The sequence below is a fragment of the Kutzneria sp. 744 genome (genome assembly GCF_000568255.1).
Lineage (GTDB): Bacteria > Actinomycetota > Actinomycetes > Mycobacteriales > Pseudonocardiaceae > Kutzneria.
The window spans coordinates 2051584-2067550 of sequence record NZ_KK037166.1 but is presented as its reverse complement, the minus strand read 5'-3'; the positions used below and the strand labels follow the sequence as shown (position 1 = coordinate 2067550).

The 15967-nt window shown below is 70.9% G+C and carries 21 protein-coding genes and 1 pseudogene; 14 read left to right on the top strand and 8 right to left on the bottom strand.

Annotation, left to right across the window (positions count from 1 at the left end):
• Nucleotides 1-29 precede the first annotated feature (29 nt).
• From KUTG_RS09185 to KUTG_RS53165, 8 genes are all read left to right on the top strand, one after another.
• Complete coding sequence (locus KUTG_RS09185; protein ID WP_043716358.1) at nt 30-1031, top strand: hypothetical protein; 1002 nt, start codon at nt 30-32, stop codon at nt 1029-1031.
• The gene (locus KUTG_RS09180) at nt 1028-1585 is read left to right on the top strand and encodes a molybdenum cofactor guanylyltransferase (RefSeq protein ID WP_157494425.1); all 558 of its coding nucleotides are present in this window, start codon (nt 1028-1030) and stop codon (nt 1583-1585) included. Before KUTG_RS09185 ends, KUTG_RS09180 begins: the two co-directional genes overlap by 4 nt.
• Nucleotides 1586-1632: 47 nt before the next feature.
• Complete coding sequence (locus tag KUTG_RS09175; protein WP_232240723.1) at nt 1633-2508, top strand: AAA family ATPase; 876 nt, start codon at nt 1633-1635, stop codon at nt 2506-2508.
• Between the two features lie 329 nt (nt 2509-2837).
• Nucleotides 2838-2990 carry a hypothetical protein gene (locus tag KUTG_RS58195; protein ID WP_157494424.1) on the top strand — a complete coding sequence of 51 codons (153 nt, stop codon included), beginning with the start codon at nt 2838-2840 and terminating at the stop codon, nt 2988-2990.
• A gap of 73 nt (nt 2991-3063) precedes the next feature.
• A complete protein-coding gene (locus KUTG_RS09170; protein ID WP_043716355.1) occupies nt 3064-3999 on the top strand; it encodes a DUF58 domain-containing protein in 936 nt (311 codons plus the stop codon).
• Nucleotides 3996-4979 carry a VWA domain-containing protein gene (locus KUTG_RS09165; RefSeq protein WP_232240722.1) on the top strand — a complete coding sequence of 328 codons (984 nt, stop codon included), beginning with the start codon at nt 3996-3998 and terminating at the stop codon, nt 4977-4979. The genes KUTG_RS09170 and KUTG_RS09165 overlap by 4 nt, the downstream gene beginning before the upstream one ends.
• Nucleotides 4980-5111: 132 nt before the next feature.
• Nucleotides 5112-6446: an MFS transporter gene (locus KUTG_RS09160; RefSeq protein ID WP_198047075.1), complete on the top strand. Its 1335-nt coding sequence runs from the start codon at nt 5112-5114 to the stop codon at nt 6444-6446.
• Between the two features lie 72 nt (nt 6447-6518).
• The gene (locus KUTG_RS53165; protein WP_052394247.1) at nt 6519-7169 is read left to right on the top strand and encodes a DUF998 domain-containing protein; all 651 of its coding nucleotides are present in this window, start codon (nt 6519-6521) and stop codon (nt 7167-7169) included.
• Here KUTG_RS53165 and KUTG_RS09150 read toward each other — a convergent pair.
• The 5 genes and pseudogenes from KUTG_RS09150 to KUTG_RS66060 all read right to left on the bottom strand — a co-directional run.
• Entirely contained in the window at nt 7140-8138 is a 999-nt protein-coding gene (locus KUTG_RS09150; protein WP_063753496.1) for an acetylxylan esterase, read from the bottom strand. The two genes, KUTG_RS53165 and KUTG_RS09150, sit on opposite strands and share 30 nt — an antisense overlap.
• Nucleotides 8129-8815 carry a RibD family protein gene (locus KUTG_RS09145; RefSeq protein ID WP_043716353.1) on the bottom strand — a complete coding sequence of 229 codons (687 nt, stop codon included), beginning with the start codon at nt 8813-8815 and terminating at the stop codon, nt 8129-8131. The genes KUTG_RS09150 and KUTG_RS09145 overlap by 10 nt, the downstream gene beginning before the upstream one ends.
• 5 nt (nt 8816-8820) lie before the next feature.
• Complete coding sequence (gene ribA / locus KUTG_RS63340) at nt 8821-9453, bottom strand: GTP cyclohydrolase II (protein ID WP_043716351.1); 633 nt, start codon at nt 9451-9453, stop codon at nt 8821-8823.
• A 188-nt stretch (nt 9454-9641) separates the two neighbouring features.
• The gene (locus tag KUTG_RS65155) at nt 9642-9764 is read right to left on the bottom strand and encodes a hypothetical protein (protein WP_255360861.1); all 123 of its coding nucleotides are present in this window, start codon (nt 9762-9764) and stop codon (nt 9642-9644) included.
• Between the two features lie 109 nt (nt 9765-9873).
• Nucleotides 9874-10128 (bottom strand): annotated as a pseudogene (locus KUTG_RS66060) (TetR/AcrR family transcriptional regulator C-terminal domain-containing protein); the annotation flags it as partial.
• A 515-nt stretch (nt 10129-10643) separates the two neighbouring features.
• On the opposite strand from KUTG_RS66060, the gene KUTG_RS09135 reads away from it, so the two are divergent.
• Genes KUTG_RS09135 through KUTG_RS09125 form a run of 3 tightly spaced genes read left to right on the top strand, consistent with a single transcriptional unit; the run spans nt 10644 to nt 12197 of the window.
• The gene (locus KUTG_RS09135) at nt 10644-11396 is read left to right on the top strand and encodes a class I SAM-dependent methyltransferase (RefSeq protein ID WP_043716350.1); all 753 of its coding nucleotides are present in this window, start codon (nt 10644-10646) and stop codon (nt 11394-11396) included.
• 17 nt (nt 11397-11413) lie between these two features.
• On the top strand, nt 11414-11749 hold the full coding sequence (locus KUTG_RS09130; protein WP_043716349.1) for a hypothetical protein: 336 nt from the start codon (nt 11414-11416) through the stop codon (nt 11747-11749).
• Nucleotides 11750-11768: 19 nt separating this feature from the next.
• Nucleotides 11769-12197: a hypothetical protein gene (locus KUTG_RS09125; protein WP_043716348.1), complete on the top strand. Its 429-nt coding sequence runs from the start codon at nt 11769-11771 to the stop codon at nt 12195-12197.
• On the opposite strand, the gene KUTG_RS09120 is transcribed toward KUTG_RS09125, so the two are convergent.
• On the bottom strand, nt 12139-12999 hold the full coding sequence (locus tag KUTG_RS09120; protein ID WP_052394246.1) for an aminoglycoside phosphotransferase family protein: 861 nt from the start codon (nt 12997-12999) through the stop codon (nt 12139-12141). The two genes, KUTG_RS09125 and KUTG_RS09120, sit on opposite strands and share 59 nt — an antisense overlap.
• A gap of 69 nt (nt 13000-13068) precedes the next feature.
• On the opposite strand from KUTG_RS09120, the gene KUTG_RS09115 reads away from it, so the two are divergent.
• On the top strand, nt 13069-13626 hold the full coding sequence (locus KUTG_RS09115) for a GNAT family N-acetyltransferase (RefSeq protein ID WP_198047073.1): 558 nt from the start codon (nt 13069-13071) through the stop codon (nt 13624-13626).
• Here KUTG_RS09115 and KUTG_RS65150 read toward each other — a convergent pair.
• Entirely contained in the window at nt 13617-13751 is a 135-nt protein-coding gene (locus tag KUTG_RS65150; protein WP_255360860.1) for a hypothetical protein, read from the bottom strand. The two genes, KUTG_RS09115 and KUTG_RS65150, sit on opposite strands and share 10 nt — an antisense overlap.
• A gap of 4 nt (nt 13752-13755) precedes the next feature.
• Here KUTG_RS65150 and KUTG_RS09110 point away from each other — a divergent pair, with 4 nt between their 5' ends.
• Nucleotides 13756-14061: a hypothetical protein gene (locus KUTG_RS09110; RefSeq protein ID WP_198047923.1), complete on the top strand. Its 306-nt coding sequence runs from the start codon at nt 13756-13758 to the stop codon at nt 14059-14061.
• On the opposite strand, the gene KUTG_RS09105 is transcribed toward KUTG_RS09110, so the two are convergent.
• On the bottom strand, nt 14035-14628 hold the full coding sequence (locus tag KUTG_RS09105; protein ID WP_232240721.1) for a TetR/AcrR family transcriptional regulator: 594 nt from the start codon (nt 14626-14628) through the stop codon (nt 14035-14037). The genes KUTG_RS09110 and KUTG_RS09105 overlap by 27 nt on opposite strands.
• A gap of 133 nt (nt 14629-14761) precedes the next feature.
• On the opposite strand from KUTG_RS09105, the gene KUTG_RS09100 reads away from it, so the two are divergent.
• On the top strand, nt 14762-15964 hold the full coding sequence (locus KUTG_RS09100; RefSeq protein ID WP_043716344.1) for a lipase family protein: 1203 nt from the start codon (nt 14762-14764) through the stop codon (nt 15962-15964).
• The last annotated feature ends 3 nt before the right edge of the window (nt 15965-15967 follow it).

The following is a 15967-nucleotide window of genomic DNA, read 5'->3' as shown; positions in this document are numbered from 1 at the left end:
AGAGCCAGACGATCCCGAGGGGGAAGCGCATGGGGTGGAAGACGCTGGGAGTCGCGGCGGCGGTGGTGGTCGCCACGGTGGCGACCGCAACGCCCGCATTGGCCGGCACGCCGCACTGGGAGGTGAGCGCGCTGCCGCTGCCGCCGGGGGTGTCGCCGGGGTATCTGGAGGCGTCCGACGGCCACGGCGGTTACGCCGGGATGATGTTCACGCCGGACCGGTTCACCCTCGTCACCTGGAAGGACGGCCGGCCCACCGACCACGGCATGCCGCCGGGTGCGGACTTCGGCCAGGTGGTCGGAGAGAGCAACAGCGGCACGGTGCTGATCATTGCCGATGCGGGGGACGGCGCGGCGAAGCTGTTCACGCTGGACGGCTCGGGTTACCACCAGGTGGTGACGGGGCGGTACACGGACATCCGGCGTGCGGCGATGGGGCCACGTGGCGACATCGCGGTGCAGGCGGTCGACCCGCTGGGGCAGCAGTCGTCCACGGTGGTGCTGTACTGGTCGCCGCTCGGCCAGGCCGGTCTGCGGCCACTGGCCGGCGCCCCGGCGAACTCCACGCCGGCGGCGATCGACTACGACGGCACCGTGCTGGTGAACAAGGACGACACGACTCCGTACGTGGTCCGCAACGGAGTCGCCCGCCCGCTGTCCGCTCCCGGCCACACCTACGTGTGGGCCACCACCATCCGCCATGGCGTGGTGGTCGGCGGCGCGGAGTCGCAGGCGCTGATGTGGACCGGGCCGGATTACGTTGCGACGCCGCTCGACCACGGCATGTCGACGTGGGACGTCAACGCGTCCGGCCTGATCGTCGGCGAGGAGTACGAGCCGAGCGTGCAGAACGGCCCGGCGGCGGTGTGGCAGGGCACGACGTTCCTGACCGAGCTGCCGTTGCTGCCCGGCACGACCAAGGCGCGGGCCCGGTTCGTCGACGATGACGGCACCATCGCCGGCTGGTCCTCGGAAGGCTCGGTCGGTGACGGCGGTCAGCCCGTGGTGTGGCGGCTAGTGTCCTCTGCGTGACGGACTTCGCCGCGGTGCTGCTGGCCGGTGGCCGCGGCAGCAGGATGGGCGGGATGCACAAGCCGGCGCTGGTCGTGGCCGGCCGCACCCTGCTCGACCGCTGCCTGACAGCGGTCGCCGACGCGTCGCCGGTGGTCGTGGTCGGACCGGCCACGACCACCGACCGCACCGTCTTCTGGGCCCGTGAGGACCCGCCCGGCGGCGGCCCCGTCGCCGGGCTGGCCGCCGGTCTGGAGCTGATCGGCGAGGCGACGTCGGTCGCCGTGCTGGCCGCGGACCTCGTCGGCGTCACGGCGGACACCGTGGCCCGGCTGCGCAACGCCGTGACGGCCGACGGGGCCTTGCTCGACGACGGTCACGCGCAGTGGCTCATCGGCGTGTGGCGGACGGACTCCCTGCGTAGAGTGCTGCCCAAGGACCCGGCGGGCGCGTCGCTGCGCTCGGTGCTGGGGGCGCTGGACTACGCCTCCGTCACCGCCGAGCCGGGGGAGACCGTCGACGTGGACACGCCCGCCGACCTGGCCAAGGCTGCTTCACAGCACCCTCACCGGTGATCGGGTTACCTACCGTCGGAGCACGCCGTCATCTAGGAGGTCCGCACGTGAGCGAGCCCGTGAACACCGAGGGCACGCCGCCGAACACGCCGGCTCGGGACGCCCAACTGCTCGAGCGCACCGTGTTCGAGGTCAAGCGGGTGATCGTCGGCCAGGACCGGCTGGTCGAGCGCATGCTGGTCGGCCTGCTGGCCAAGGGCCACCTGCTGCTCGAAGGCGTGCCCGGCGTGGCCAAGACGCTCGCCGTGGAGACCTTCGCCAAGGTCGTCGGCGGCTCGTTCAGCCGGGTGCAGTTCACCCCGGACCTGGTGCCGGCCGACATCCTCGGCACCCGCATCTACCGCCAGAGCAGCGAGACCTTCGACGTCGAGCTGGGCCCGGTGGTGGCCAACTTCGTGCTGGCCGACGAGATCAACCGCGCGCCGGCCAAGGTGCAGTCGGCGATGCTGGAGGTGATGGCCGAGCGGCACGTGTCGATCGGCGGCCGGACCTTCCCGATGCCCGACCCGTTCCTCGTGCTGGCCACTCAGAACCCCATCGAGAACGAGGGCGTCTACCCGCTGCCGGAGGCCCAGCGCGACCGGTTCCTCTTCAAGATCGTCGTGGAGTACCCGACGGCCGAGGAGGAGCGCGAGATCGTCTACCGGATGGGCGTCGCCCCGCCGCAGCCGCAGCAGGTGCTCGGCACCGACGAGCTGGTCCGGCTGCAGGACGTCGCCGCCAAGGTTTTCGTGCACCACGCGCTGGTGGACTACGTGGTGCGGCTGGTGCTGGCCACGCGGTCGCCCGGCGACCACGGCCTGACCGACGTGGCCGGCTGGGTCGCCTACGGCGCCTCGCCGCGAAGGACGCCATTCGGTAGCTGCTCTAGCCCTATCTTTCCCGCCGCTCATATACGGCGACAGGATCCCCGTAATCAATAAGGACTTGTCCTAGAGCAGCAGAGTGCTTACTATATTCAACTGCATTTTACCGCCTGACTTGGCTGGGAACTGGGAAGGCCTATTACGATAGGTGAGCCACGAGGTCGCGACTTCAACCCAATCCATCTGTTTCATCGCTGCTGGTTGAACTTTCTAACAGGGATCCGTATTGTTAGGACAGCTGCGTCGCGGCGACAGTCTACAATCCCTCTTAGTTGGTTTCTCCCGTTTGTCTGCCAGTAATCAATGTCTCTGGGCGATCGCTCCTCTCTGTGCCCCGCCCGCATCGACCCATAACCCACAACCATTTATAAGTCGTAGAGCGCGTCATGCAGACCGTGCCGCTGCCGCAGGTCTCCGCGCGTCCGCAGCCCGGCCAGCCGATGACCGGTCAGCCGCTGACCGGCCCGCAGGCCGCGCAGCAGCCGTTCCAGCCGCACCTCGGGCCGATGCAGCCGCCCGCGCCGGTCGGTAGGCCGTGACCGAGCTTGCGAGGTCACCATTGGGCACTGGGACCTGGGTCGCAGACCCGCCGAGCGCCAGCGAGGTGGGCCTGTGACCGACCCACGCCCTCGCTGGGCTCCTCCCGTGTTGCGTGAGGAGAAGCTGGAGTCGGCGCTGCGCACGTTGGAGATGGACGTGCGGCGCCGGTTGGACGGCCTGCTCCAGGGAAACCACCTGGGCCTGGTGCCCGGGCCCGGCACGGAGCCGGGTGAGGCGCGGCCGTACCAGCCGGGCGACGACGTGCGCCGCATGGACTGGGCCGTCACGGCCCGGACCACGCAGCCGCACATCCGGGAGACCGTCGCCGACCGTGAGCTGGAGACGTGGCTGGCGGTCGACCTGTCGGCGAGCCTCGACTTCGGCACCGCGGCGTGCGAGAAGCGCGACCTGGCCGTCGCGGCCGTGGCGGCGTTCACGCACCTGACCGGCGGTGGCGGCAACCGCATCGGCGCCGTGCTGTCGACCGGGCAGGAGATGGTGCGACTGCCGGCTCGTGGCGGCCTCGCGCACTCCCGCAGCCTGGTCCGTCGCGTGGCGACGACGCCGCGGGCGCCCGAGGGCGTGCGTGGTGATCTGGTGGCGTTGCTGGAACAGCTGCGCCGGCCGCCGCGTCGCCGTGGGCTGGCCGTGGTGATTTCCGACTTCCTCGGCGACATGGCGTGGCAACGGCCGCTGCGTGGGCTGTCCGCGCGGCACGACCTGGTCGCGGTCGAGATCGTCGATCCGCGCGACATCGACCTGCCCGAGGTCGGCCTGGTGACGTTGGTGGACCCGGAGAGCGGCCGACAGCGCGAGGTGAACGCGTCGCCGTTGCTGCGCCGGCAGTTCGCCGCCGCCGCGGACGAGCACCGCGCGCAGGTCGCCGCCGGCCTGCGGCAGGCCAACTGCGCGCACCTGGTGCTGCGCACGGATTCCGACTGGATCGCCGACATGGTCCGGTTCGTGGTCGCTCGCAAGCGGCGCTGGTCCGGGGGAGCGGCTGGATGAGCTTGTCCGGGTTCGCGGACCCGTTGTGGCTGCTGCTCATCGGCGTGGTGGCGGTCTTGGCGGTCGGGTATCTCGTCACGCAGCGCCTGCGTCGCCGGGACACCAAGCGCTTCACCAATCTCGAGCTGCTGGAACGGGTCGCCCCCCGGCGTCCGGGCTGGCAGCGGCACATTCCGCCGGCCATGCTGGCCGTCGGCCTGATCCTGCTGAGCATCGCGCTGGCCGGTCCGACGGCCGAGTCGAAGGTGCCGCGCAACCGGGCCACGGTCATGCTCGTCGTCGACGTCTCGTTGTCCATGAACTCCAAGGACATCCCGCCTTCTCGGCTGGCCGCCGCGCAGCAGGCCGCGAAGTCGTTCGCCGACCAGCTCACGCCCGGCGTGAACCTGGGGCTGATCGAGTTCGCCGGCTCGGCCACCACGCTGGTGTCGCCGACGACCGACCGCACACAGGTCAAGGCCGGCATCGACGCGTTGAAGCCGGCCGAGGGCACCGCCACCGGCGACGGCATCGCCGCCGCCGTGCAGGCGATCCAGTCCCTTCGGCAAGCTGATCACCGGCGCCGACGGTCCGCCGCCGGCCCGCATCGTGCTGCTGTCGGACGGGCCGGGAGAACAACCCCGCCGACCCGAACGCCGCGCGGGGCGCGTACACCCAGGCGAGGGCGGGCGCGGCAGGCCCAGATGCCGATCTCCGGCATCTACTTCGGCACCAAGGGCGGCACCGCCGACGTGGAGGGGCAGGCCGAGGACGTGCCCGGCGACCAGCAGGCCATGCGGCAGATCGCCGAGCTGTCCGGCGGGCAGGCCTACGACGCCGAGAGCGCCGGGCAGCTGCAGAACGTCTACAGCTCGCTGGCCTCGCAGATCGGCTACGAGACCAAGACCGTCGACGCCAGCCAGCCGTGGCTGGCGCTGGGCACGTTGATCTCGCTGCTGTCGGTGGCCGCCTCGGTGCTGATCACTCAGCGGATCTCCTGATGATCCCGCCCGTCTAGGCCGTAGGGAGGCCGAAGGGCAGCCGGCTGCTACCAGGACGCCCAGAATGTGGATCTTGGTCTTGCCTGGCGGCGTCCCCGCTCGCGATGATGCCCGGATGGGACGCGGCCTGTGGTGAGCTGGAGCCGTCCCGGCGGGCTGAGCGGCTACTCGATCCTGTGGGCCGGGCAGATCCTGTCGGTCAGCGCGGCCCGGATGGTCAACTTCGGTTTCGGCGTCTGGCTGTTCCTGCGGACGCACAGCGCGCTGGACCTGTCGCTGATGACCGGCGCCGCGTTCGTGGCGACCATGCTGTGCAGCCCGCTGGCCGGCGCCGCCGTCGACCGGCTGCCGCGGCGGCTGACCATCGCCGTCGGCGACGCGGGGACCGTCGTCGTGCTGGGCTCCCTGTTGGCGCTGTTCGCCTTCCACGGCGTGCAGGCGTGGGAGTTGTTCCTGGCCAACACCCTCATCGGCGTGCTGGTGGCGTTCGAGGTGCCGGCCTACTCGGCGACCATCTCGCTGATGGTGGCCAAGGAGGACCTGTCCCGGGCCAACGCGATGCGAACGATTGCCGACTCGGTGCAGAACGTCGTCGCCCCCACCCTCGGCGCGATCGCCTTGCAGTGCCTGGGAATCGACGTCGTGGTGCTGATCGCCGTGCTGGCCGGGGCGGTGGCCGTCGGCACCGTGTTCCTGGTGCGCATCCCGCAGCCCGACCGGGCCGCCGCGTGCGCGACCGGCTGGTGGCTTGGCGCATTGCTCGGATTCCGCTACATCACCGCGCGCCCCGGGCTGCTCGGGTTGCAGATGACGTTCTTCGTCGTGAGCATGCTGTCGGTGATGGGCTGGCAGGTGCTCACGCCGATGGTCCTGTTACGCAGCGGGAACGACGAGCTCGCCGCCGGCCTCGTCCAGACCGTCGGCGCCTTCGGCGGTGTGGTCGGCGGCGTGGTGATGCTGCTGCGGCCGCCGCCCGTCCGTCCCGTGCGGTCCGTGCTTTTCGCGGTGCTGGCCTACTACTCGCTCGGGCGGATCATGCTCGGCATGGGCGACGGCATGTTCTGGTGGGCGGCCAGCTGGTTCTGCTCCTGGGTGTGCATGCCCTTCCTGCGCGGCAATCTCGACGCCATCTGGCAGGTGAAGGTCGACCCCGCCATGCAGGGCCGGGTCTTCGGCGCCCGCCAGGTCGTCGACAACCTCGCCCTCCCCCTGGCCCTGGCCGTCGTCGGCCCGCTGGCCGACAACGTCCTGGAGCCCGGCATGCGGCCCGGCGGCGCCCTGCTGGAGGTCTTCGGCTCCGTCGTGCCCGGCGGCCCCGGCGGCGGCATGGCCCTGGTCTTCTTCGGCACCGGCGTGCTCGGCGTCGTGGTGGGCCTGTCCGGGTTCTTCGTGAAAGTGGTCCGGGACGTGGACACCGACCTCCCCGACCACGACGCCCTGCCCGATCTGGTCACCAGCCACGCCTGAGCCTCCCTCGATAGGGGGACGCCGGTTGCCGGCCCACCCGGGCAGGGTCACGCTCCCAGGTGGGAGGCCCTGATGATGACGAGTGCCGAGAAGCGCGCCGCGATCGGTGGATTCCTCTGGATCGTCGCGACGGTGCAGTACACCGTCGCGCAGTTCGTGGTGGCGGCCCAGTGGCGCACGCCGTTCAGCTGGCGCGACAACTACATCGGCGACCTCGGCAACACGGACTGCGGCGATTTCATGGCGACCTACGTCTGCTCGCCCAAGGCCGGCCTGATGAACGCGTCGTTCATCGTCGCGGGCCTGCTGATCGCCGCCGGTGCCGGCCTGCTGCGTTCGCGGTGGCCCGACACGGGGCCGGCGACCGTGGGCGTGCTGCTGTGGATCCTGGTCGGCGCGGGCAAGCTGCTGCTCGGGGTCGCGCCGGAGAACGAGGACCTCTCGCTGCACATGATCGGCGGGTTCAGCCTGCCGGTGGCCAGCGTGGCGATTCTGGTGCTGTCACTGACGATTCGCGACACCAGGCTGGGCATGTTCGGCATCGTGGTCGTGGTCTTCGGGCTGCTCGGCACCGCCATGTCGATCTTCGCGCCGGAGCTGCTCGGCGTGGGCGGCGCCGAACGACTGGCCGGATATCCCGGTGACATCTGGCTTTTTGTCGTCGGCGGCGCCGCCCTGTTGCCTGACCGCCGATCAGCCCAGGTGCTCGCGGAGGTGGCGTAGCTGCCGCTCGATGTGCCCGCGCGGCACGTCGTGCACGCCGAACGGGGACACCGTGATCTCCTTGGGCGCGGTGATCTCGTTGTACGCCGCGAAAACCGTGGACGGCGGGCAGACCGCGTCCATCAGGCCGGCGCTGAACAGCGTGGTGGCGGTGATCCGCCGGGCCAGCAGGGCGCAGTCGACGTAGCGCAGGGTCTCCAGCACCGCCGGCACCAGATCCACGTGCTGCGCCAGGAAATCGCTGATCTCCGTGAACGGCGCCTTCGGCGTGATCTTGATGGCCCGGTGGAAGTCGCACAGGAACGGGATGTCCGCGTGGCACACCCGGACCCGGTCCCCGCACAGCGCCGCGGCGGCGATGGCCAGCCCGCCGCCCTGGCTGCCGCCGCTGACCGCGATCCGAGACGGATCCACACCGTCCAGTTCGGACGCGACGTCGACCGCCCGCACGGCGTCCACGAAAAGCCGGCTGTAGTAGTACGTCTCCGGGCTGGAGATGCCCCGGGTCATCACGCCCGGGTACTCGGGCCCGGCGGGCGACCGCCCCGGGTCGCCGGTGGCGCCGATCGCCCACTTCGCGCCCTGCCCGCGGGTGTCCATCACCAGCACGGCGTATCCGGCGGCGGCCCACAGGGTGTGGTCGAGCGGCAGGCCGCGCCCGCCGCCGTACCCGATGTACCGCACCACGATCGGCAGCCGCTGCCCCTCCGTGCCGGCGGGCCGCAGGTACCAGCCCCGGATCCGGTCGCCGCCGTCGCCGGAGAACTCCACGTCCCACACCGGTGTCGGCCCGTAGGCCGACTCCTCGTGCCGCACCAGGGAAACCGGCTCGGCCACGGCGCGGGCGGCGGCGATCCGGGCCGCCCACCACGCGTCCAGGCCGTCCGGCTCGGTGGCGGTCACCCTGTGCTCGGCCAGCTCCGACGGTCCGAGAGGTCGAACAGGGGCATGTTTTCCTCCTACTGGCAACAGGTCAGGTCCTTCGGCGAGTATCGCAGGAGCACGACGTCGCCGACCTGGGTGCAGCCGAGGAGTTTCATCCGGGCGGCGGTGCCGCCGGGATAGTTGGCCGGGCCGAGGAACCGCGGCGCGTCGACCTGCCCGACCACCAGCGGCGCTATCGCCACGTGCAGCTCGTCGGCCAGGTTGAGCGCCACCAGCTGGGTGTGCACGGTGCCGCCGCCCTCGACCATGAGCCGGTCGACGCCGCGCTCGCCCAGCCGGGCCAGCACGGTGTGCCAGTCGAACACCGCGCCCGTGCTGACCACCTCGGCCCGCTCACCGAGACGGTCCCGCACCTTCTCGGCGGCGGAGTCCACCGTGAACACGAGTTTCTCGCCGCCGCAGCCCCAGACCGCGAGGTCCGGATCGAGGTCGCCGGAGCCGGTGACGATGACCTTCATCGGATGCGCGGGCAGGCCCCGGGCCGCCCGCTGCGCCCGCCGCTGCTCCGAGTGCACGATCAGTCGCGGGTTGTCACGGCGAATCGTGTTGGCCCCCACCAGGACGGCGTCCACGTCGGCGCGGACCGCGTCGACCCGGTCGAAGTCCTCCGGGCAGGACAGCAGGAGGCGTTGGCATCCGGCGTCGTCGAGGTAGCCGTCGATGCTCACGGCCGCCGACAGCACGACATACGGCAGTTTCATGGGCCTCAACTCACGAGACTGGACAGCGTGATGGTGTGGCCGGTGTGGTCCACCTTGGCCCGCAGGTAGCGCAGGTTGTTCTCGGTGGCGAACACGCCGGTCGGCACGCGGCGGCGCACCGAGACGCCGAGCTTGCGCAGCTGCTCGGCCTTGTCCGGGTTGTTGGAGAGGAGGTCGATCTTGCGCACGCCCAGCGCGTCCAGCATCTGCGCGGCCACGGTGTAGTCGCGGCCGTCCTCGGGCAGGCCCAGCGCGGCGTTGGCGGCGTAGGTGTCCAGTCCGGTGTCCTGCAGCGCGTACGCGTCGAGCTTGTTGTAGAGGCCGATGCCGCGGCCCTCTTGGCGCAGGTAGAGCAGCACGCCGCCGGTGGCGGAGATGCGTTCGACGGCCTCGCGCAGCTGGGGCCCGCAGTCGCAGCGGGCGGAGCCGAACACGTCACCGGTCAGGCACTCGGAGTGCGGGCGGACCAGCGGCGTGCCGGTGGTGATGTCGCCGAACACCATGGCCACGTGCTCAAGGCCGTCGGCCAGCCCGTGGAAGGTGACCGCGTCGGCAGTGACGGAGAAGCCGTCAGCGAAGCGAAGGGGGATCCGCACCCGGGTGCGGACGGTTGCTGCCTCGGCGCCGCTCGTCGACATGGTGGACTCCGATCTGCCAGTGGCCGCGCTACGACCGTCTTCCTGTTCAAATTTCAACAACATCGCGGCGGCCCGGATGGTTTCCCGGACAGATGTGACCTGCGTCGCATGTGCTGCGCCCTGGTGAAGCATCGCTGAGCCTAACTCCTTTCCTTCACCCCAAGACACGATCACCGCAGCCTCCTGGTTCATCCCATGTTCAGGGAATTCGCTTGCGCGAGCGCGGCCAGCACAAGGTCGAGGGTGGTCTCGAAGGAGCTGCCGCTCCGGTGTCCGGCCAGGTGGCGGGCGGTGGCGGCGATGTTCGCCACGGGTGTCCGGTGACAGTTGACGGTAGTTCTCGCGCCACGCGTTTCTGTGCGCTTCCCGGACCGCGGGCGGTTGAGACCGCACCGCCGAATCCAGCGCGGAGTGGCTGAGCGTCATGTCGATGAACGCGTGGTAGTAGCCGACGGCGTCGGTGTCGGCGAAGTCCGCGGAGCGCTGAGCCGACGGGACCAGCTCGATGGCGCGGGCTTCGTTGGGTCGACGGGTGACGCGGGCGGCGGCCAGCCGGGCGACCCGGGGATGCGCCAGATTCGTCCGGTAGATCCGTATCGCCAGCTCACGCAGGGTGGCTAGCCAGTCCGGCCCCGGCTCAAACCCGTCGATGGCCTGTCGGATGACCTCGTCCATCACGGCGGAAGTACCGGTAGAGCGCCGTCGCGTCGGCGCCGAGGACGGCCCCGAGCCGCCGTGCTCCTCGATCAGCCGCATCGCCGTGGCGGTGATCAGCACGGCCGACAGCACGACCCCGGAACGGGTCGGCCGCCGACGGCGGCGGGTGGCGATGACACGGTCCCTGAAGGAGCTGGCCGGCCTCGACGAGCACCAGGTCCGCCGCCGGCGGTCCTGGCACCGCTGGACCCGTTCTGGCCATGCTCGCCCACGCCTTCCTGTCCGTCATGACTGCCGCTCAAGCCGCCACCCCGACCAGCGACGTCGATGACCTGATTCCGCTCACCCGCAACGAGATTCGGCGACTGTTCACCGCTGCCACCGCCCCCCGTCCGGACCGCTGCCCACGCCCTGAAATGGTCCCGGTGGCGTCGTCGGCGCCAAGCCCGTGCCCAGGCCAGCCACTACCGACGGCAAACAGCCGCCATCAGTCACGGATCACGAACAACGGCTGGACCACTAGCTTTACCTCGGTGGACCGATCGGAGATCTTCGATATCGCGCACCTGCGCCATCCCATCGCGGCGCCGGTCGCGCCCGACCGGTTGCGCGAGTTGGTTGGGTGGTTGAGCCCCGCCGTCGGCGCCCGCGCGGTCGACCTCGGCTGCGGTGAGGGCGAGTGGCTGCAGCAGGTGCTGCTGGACCATCCCGCGACGACAGGCGTCGGGATCGACCACATGCTGCCGGCCTCGGCCGCCCGGCGCACCGGCGAGCGCGGGCTGACGGACCGGGTGCGATGGATCGAGACCGACGCCGCCACCTGGAACGACGGGCTCTTCGACGTGGTGCTCTGCGTCGGCGCCCGGCACGCCTTCGGCGGGTTGGAGGACATGCTGGTCGCCGTCCGGCAGCACCTGCGCCCCGGCGGTCAGGCGCTGATCGGCGAGATGATCTGGGAAGGGACCCCGTCCGCGGCAGCGCTAGCCGCGCTCGGGCTCCCGTCCGACTCCGTCCCCGACCTCGCCGGCCTGGTCCGGGCCTTCCACCGGCACGGCTTCGAGCCGTCCTTCGGGCATGTCAGCACACTGACCGAATGGGACGACTACGAGTTCAGCTGGACCGGCTCGCTCGTCGACTGGGCCGTGCGGTCGGCCCCGACCGTCGAGCACCGCAACCAGGCGCTCACCGCCGCCCGCGAGCACCGTGACACCTGGCTCGGCGGCTTGCGGCGTGAGCTCGGGTTCGCCACTTTTGTCTTGCACGATGTCTCGCCCGGGCCGGTCTGAGGGGCCATCAGCTGGCCATGCATGAGCCGCAGATTTATGAGTTGACGATTCCTTTGCTGGGGAAGGAAAGGGCAGCGCGCCAGTACCTGTTCGGCGCGCTGCTGCGGTCCGGGGCGACGCTGGGCGTGCTCAACGGGCTGCGCCGCCGACCTTCGGATGTGTCCACTTTGGACCGACCCGGTCGGGAGACCGAACGGACCACAGTGGACATGGTGCACGCCAAGCTGCTGCCGTTCCCGTCGGAACTGTTGCGATACAACGGGAGTCAGCTCACCCGCTGGTCGCCGGGCCAGGCCGACCGCAACCTGTGGCTGCGGGTCTTGGACCGGGCAGGGGTGGGTTTTCGCTCGTGAGTGGCCCACAATGCCCCACATGGAGATCACCGAGGCAAGCCGCCGCCGCATCGTCGTGGTCCTGGTGCTGTCGGCCCTGATCACCGTCTCCTACATGCTGCTGTGGATCTTCGCGCGGGACGTGGTGGCCAGCGAGGCCCGGCCCGGCTACGTCGAGTTCGAGAACTCCTTCCCGTTGGCCGACACCTGGCTGCTGGTCTGCCTGCTGGGCGCCATGTTCTCGCTGCTGGCCCGCCGCCCGGCCGCGCTGTTCTGGCTGCTGGCCGGCGGCGGAGTCGGCGTCTACCTGCTGTGCATCGATTCCCTGTACGACATCGAGAACGGCATCTGGTGGCTGCCCGGCGGGGCCGGGGTCCTGGAGCTGGGCATCAACCTGACGACCCTGGTCGTCAGCGTCGGCCTGCTCCGCTGGGCCTGGCGCCGGCGGTCCACGTTGTCGGCTTCATGAGCCGCTGCAACACTTCCTGTCCCCGGGCGCCCCATCCGGGTTGGCCGCCGGGACGGCCCTGTTCCCACAGTTCGCCGATGTCCACGAGGAACAACGCCCTCCCGATGGCCCAGCCCTTGGCCCGCAGGACCGTGGCCTCGTCGGGCCGGTAGGCGTCGAAGAACCGGTCGGTGTCCGGCAGCAGCACCCAGGCCGAGGCCAGGTCGATCGCCGGATCGCCGCCCGACAGCGAACCCCAGTCGATCACTCCCGACAGGACGCCGTCGCGCGCGACCACGTTGGCCGGGTGCAGATCCGCGTGCCGCCACACCGGCGGTCCCGCCCAGGTCGGGGCGTCCAGGGCCCGCTGGTAGTCGGCGCGGAGTTCCGCCGGCACCTTGGGATGCGGCGTCAGCGCCACCCGGTCGACGTCGATCGGCGCGTCGGCCGGGGCCGGTTGGTGCAGGGCTAGCAGGAACTCCGCCAGCCCCTCCGCCGCATCGGCGCTGAGGTCCGCCCGGTCGGCGGGCTCGCCGTGCACCCAGGCGTTGATCGTCCACGTCTTCGGGAAGCGCTCCGACGGCTCGCCCACCCGGACCGGCACCGATACCGGCAGCGGCAACGTCGGGGCCAACTGCGGCAGCCAGCGGTGTTCCATGCGCAGCAGCTCCGACGCCCCCTCCTGGCGGGGCATGCGGACGGCCAGGTCGTCGCCCAGCCGCCACATCTGGTTGCCCCAGCCGCCGGGCACCGGCCGCAGCGGCAGGCCGGCCAGATCCGGGTGCTGGTCTCGGAGCAGGTCGCGCACGAAGGCTTCGTCCATGGCTCCAACCCTGCCCCACGCCCGGAATTCGTTGGCGGCCAGGTGGTTGGCGCGGGCACCATGCCTCGGGTGGGGACATGGGGGATCCGGGCTTATGACCCGCGTGACGAGGAACTCTGGCTGCGGTGCCGGGTGTTGAGCTTCCTGCACTCGTGTTACTACGACGACGTGCTGGTGGCCAAGCCCCGCTACGACTGTCCGTCCGTCGAACTGGTCGCCGTGGACGGCGGGATCGTGGTGGGCGTGCTGGACGTGGCGGTGCGGGACGACCTCGCCACCATCGAGACGATCGCCGTCCACCCCGACCACCAGGCCCAGGGCATCGCGACCGGCCTGCTCGACCACGCGTTGCCCCGGCTGCGTGAGCTTGGCGCCACCGACCTGGATGCCTGGACGCGTGAGGACAAATCCGCGCTGCGGTGGTATGCCGCCCAGGGTTTCGTCGAGAGTGAGTACTACATCCACGTTCACGCCACTGGGGACGAAGTCACCCAGACCATCGGGGGACTCGCCGTCGCCGGGGCGTTCCTGCACGCCGATGGGGCCGGCGAGAACGACCTGCGCGCCCAGTTCGACCGCGTGTACCGCTGCCGGCGGCTGGTCCGCGCGGTAGCGCTTCAGGCGTAGTGCGGCCGGAGGCCGGCCGCGAGGACACGGTCGAGCATCCGGTCCGGCAGCATCCGGGCCAGGCGGGTGATCAGGGCCGCGTCGCGACCGATGGTGTAGCGGGTGCGGGGTCTTCCGGCGGTCACGGCCTTGGCGATCACGCGCGGGGCTTCCGCGGCGGTGCCGGCCGGCGACCCGACCGCCGTCGACGCGGCGACTCGCGCCGCCGATCGCGCCCAGGACGAGTTCCTGGCCATCGTCACCGATCTCGTCGGCGCCCGGGACGCCGATCGCTTCGCGGCGCTGCTGCTGACCAGCGCGCACCGGATCACGGACATGGAAGCCGGCGGGCACCTGTCCGCCGACAAGTGGCATGTCACGGCCGAGGAGCTCGTCTCGATGCTGGTGGCCATGATCGAACGCAGTGGATCAGCGCAGGATCGCGGCCAGCATTAGACCCCGGATCTCGGCGGCGATGTCGGCCACCGGCCACGGCGGCCGGTGCGCCTGCCACTCCCGCAGCAGCCCGGTGATGGCGCCGACCAGGCCGATGGCGGTGAGCCGGTAGTCCCGCTCGGGGGCGACGCCGTGGGCGGCGGCGTGCCGGGCCTCGGCCTCGATGAAGTCGGCCCAGCGGGTGACCCACTGCTGGTGCTGCCGCTCCAGCTCCTCGCTGACGCCGACGGCCTCGACGTAGTTCAGCCGCGGCAGCCGGGGATCGGCGGTGACGCTGGCGACGAAGGCGTCCAGCAGCAGGGAGATCCGCGTGACGACGTCGTCGGATTCCAGGGTCTGCAGCGCGGCGCGGACCCGGTCGAGGGCGACGGAGTTGATCAGGTCGTGCAGGGTCAGCAGCACCTGCTCCTTGCCGGTGAACTCCTCGTAGAAGTTGCGGGTGGACACGCCGGCGTCGGCGCAGATCTGGACGATCTTGGTCTGCCGGTAGCCGACCGTGGTGAACAGCCCGAGGGCCGCCTCCAGCAGCCGCTGCCGGCGTTCGGCCCGGCGCTGCTCGGAGGCCACTCCCGCGTAGGCGCGCTTGGCGATGGCCGACTCCTCACCCGTGTGACAAAAACTGGTAATCGGGATTGCCAGATTACCCGAGACGGCCCTACCTTGTGAAAATCCTGATTACCACTTCAGCTCGGAGGCAACGATGCTTCGCCGAGTGCTCGTGCCGCTGCTGGCCCTGGCCCTGGTGACGGCTCCGGCCGTCGCGCAGGCCGATCCCCGCCCGCCGGCGCCCGCCCAGGACCCCTTCTACACACCGCCGACGGCCCTGCCCGGCGCGGCCGGCGACCTGATCCGCCAGCGTCGGGTCGACTGGTACCCGGAGCCGTTCCGCGTGTTCAAGGCCCCGGTCCAGACCTGGCTGGTGCTCTACCGCTCCACCTCCGCCACCGGCACGGCCAACGCCGTCTCGGGCATGGTGCTGGTGCCGCCGATCCCATGGACCGGCCCCGGTCCCCGCCCGGTTATCGCGTACGCCATGGGTACGCAGGGGCTCGGCGACGACTGCGCGCCGTCGTATCACCTCCGTACCGGCACCGAGGTGGAGATCGCCTTCCTCGCGCAGGCGATGCTCAAGGGGTACGCCGTCGCGCTCACCGACTACGAAGGCCTTGGCACGCCAGGGACTCACACCTATGCCGTCGCCAATGCCGAGGGCCACGCCCTGCTCGACGTCGCCCGGGCCGCGAGCAAGGTCGACGGCGCCGGCCTCAGCGCCGATGCGCCGGTCGGCGTTTTCGGCTACTCCCAAGGAGGTCAGGCCGCCGCGGCAGCGGGGGAGTCGCAGCCGACCTACGCCCCGGACGTGCGCGTCGTCGGTATCGCCGAGGGCGGCGTCCCGGCCGATCTCACCGAAGTGGCCGCCTACAACGACGGCAACGCCGGCTTCAGCCTCGTCGCCGGCGCTGCCGTCGGCTACGCGGCGGCGTATCCCGAGCTGCCGTTCGCCGATGCCCTGAACGCCAAGGGGCGCACGGTGGTGCAGAAGGTCGAGACCTCCTGCATAGTCGAACTCGCGCTCGCGGATCCCTTCGACCGCCTGGACAATCTCACCACCACGCCCGGGATGATCAAGGATCCGCGGTGGCAGGCCCGGCTCGCCGAGAACCGCCTCGGCGCGCACAAGCCGGCCGCGCCCGTGCTGCTCTACCACGGCACCCTCGACGAGCTGATTCCGTTCCAGGTGGGGGAGGAGCTCCGCGACCGCCTCTGTGCGCTCGGTGCTTCCGTGCAGTGGCAACCGGTTCCGCTCGCCGGGCACATCGTCGCGGTCAGCGTCTACGGCACCGCCGCCCTGAACTGGCTCGGCGATCGCTTCGCCGGCCGGGCCGCCACCCCCAACTGCTGATCG

Coding starts and splice junctions, on each gene's coding strand:
- KUTG_RS09185 (WP_043716358.1), top strand. CDS start 30: ATGGGGTGGAAGACGCTGGGAGTCGCGGCGGCGGTGGTGGTCGCCACG.
- KUTG_RS58195 (WP_157494424.1), top strand. CDS start 2,838: ATGCAGACCGTGCCGCTGCCGCAGGTCTCCGCGCGTCCGCAGCCCGGC.
- KUTG_RS09165 (WP_232240722.1), top strand. CDS start 3,996: ATGAGCTTGTCCGGGTTCGCGGACCCGTTGTGGCTGCTGCTCATCGGC.
- KUTG_RS53165 (WP_052394247.1), top strand. CDS start 6,519: ATGATGACGAGTGCCGAGAAGCGCGCCGCGATCGGTGGATTCCTCTGG.
- KUTG_RS09145 (WP_043716353.1), bottom strand. CDS start 8,815: ATGAAACTGCCGTATGTCGTGCTGTCGGCGGCCGTGAGCATCGACGGC.
- ribA (WP_043716351.1), bottom strand. CDS start 9,453: ATGTCGACGAGCGGCGCCGAGGCAGCAACCGTCCGCACCCGGGTGCGG.
- KUTG_RS09130 (WP_043716349.1), top strand. CDS start 11,414: ATGCATGAGCCGCAGATTTATGAGTTGACGATTCCTTTGCTGGGGAAG.
- KUTG_RS09125 (WP_043716348.1), top strand. CDS start 11,769: ATGGAGATCACCGAGGCAAGCCGCCGCCGCATCGTCGTGGTCCTGGTG.
- KUTG_RS09120 (WP_052394246.1), bottom strand. CDS start 12,999: ATGGACGAAGCCTTCGTGCGCGACCTGCTCCGAGACCAGCACCCGGAT.
- KUTG_RS09100 (WP_043716344.1), top strand. CDS start 14,762: ATGCTTCGCCGAGTGCTCGTGCCGCTGCTGGCCCTGGCCCTGGTGACG.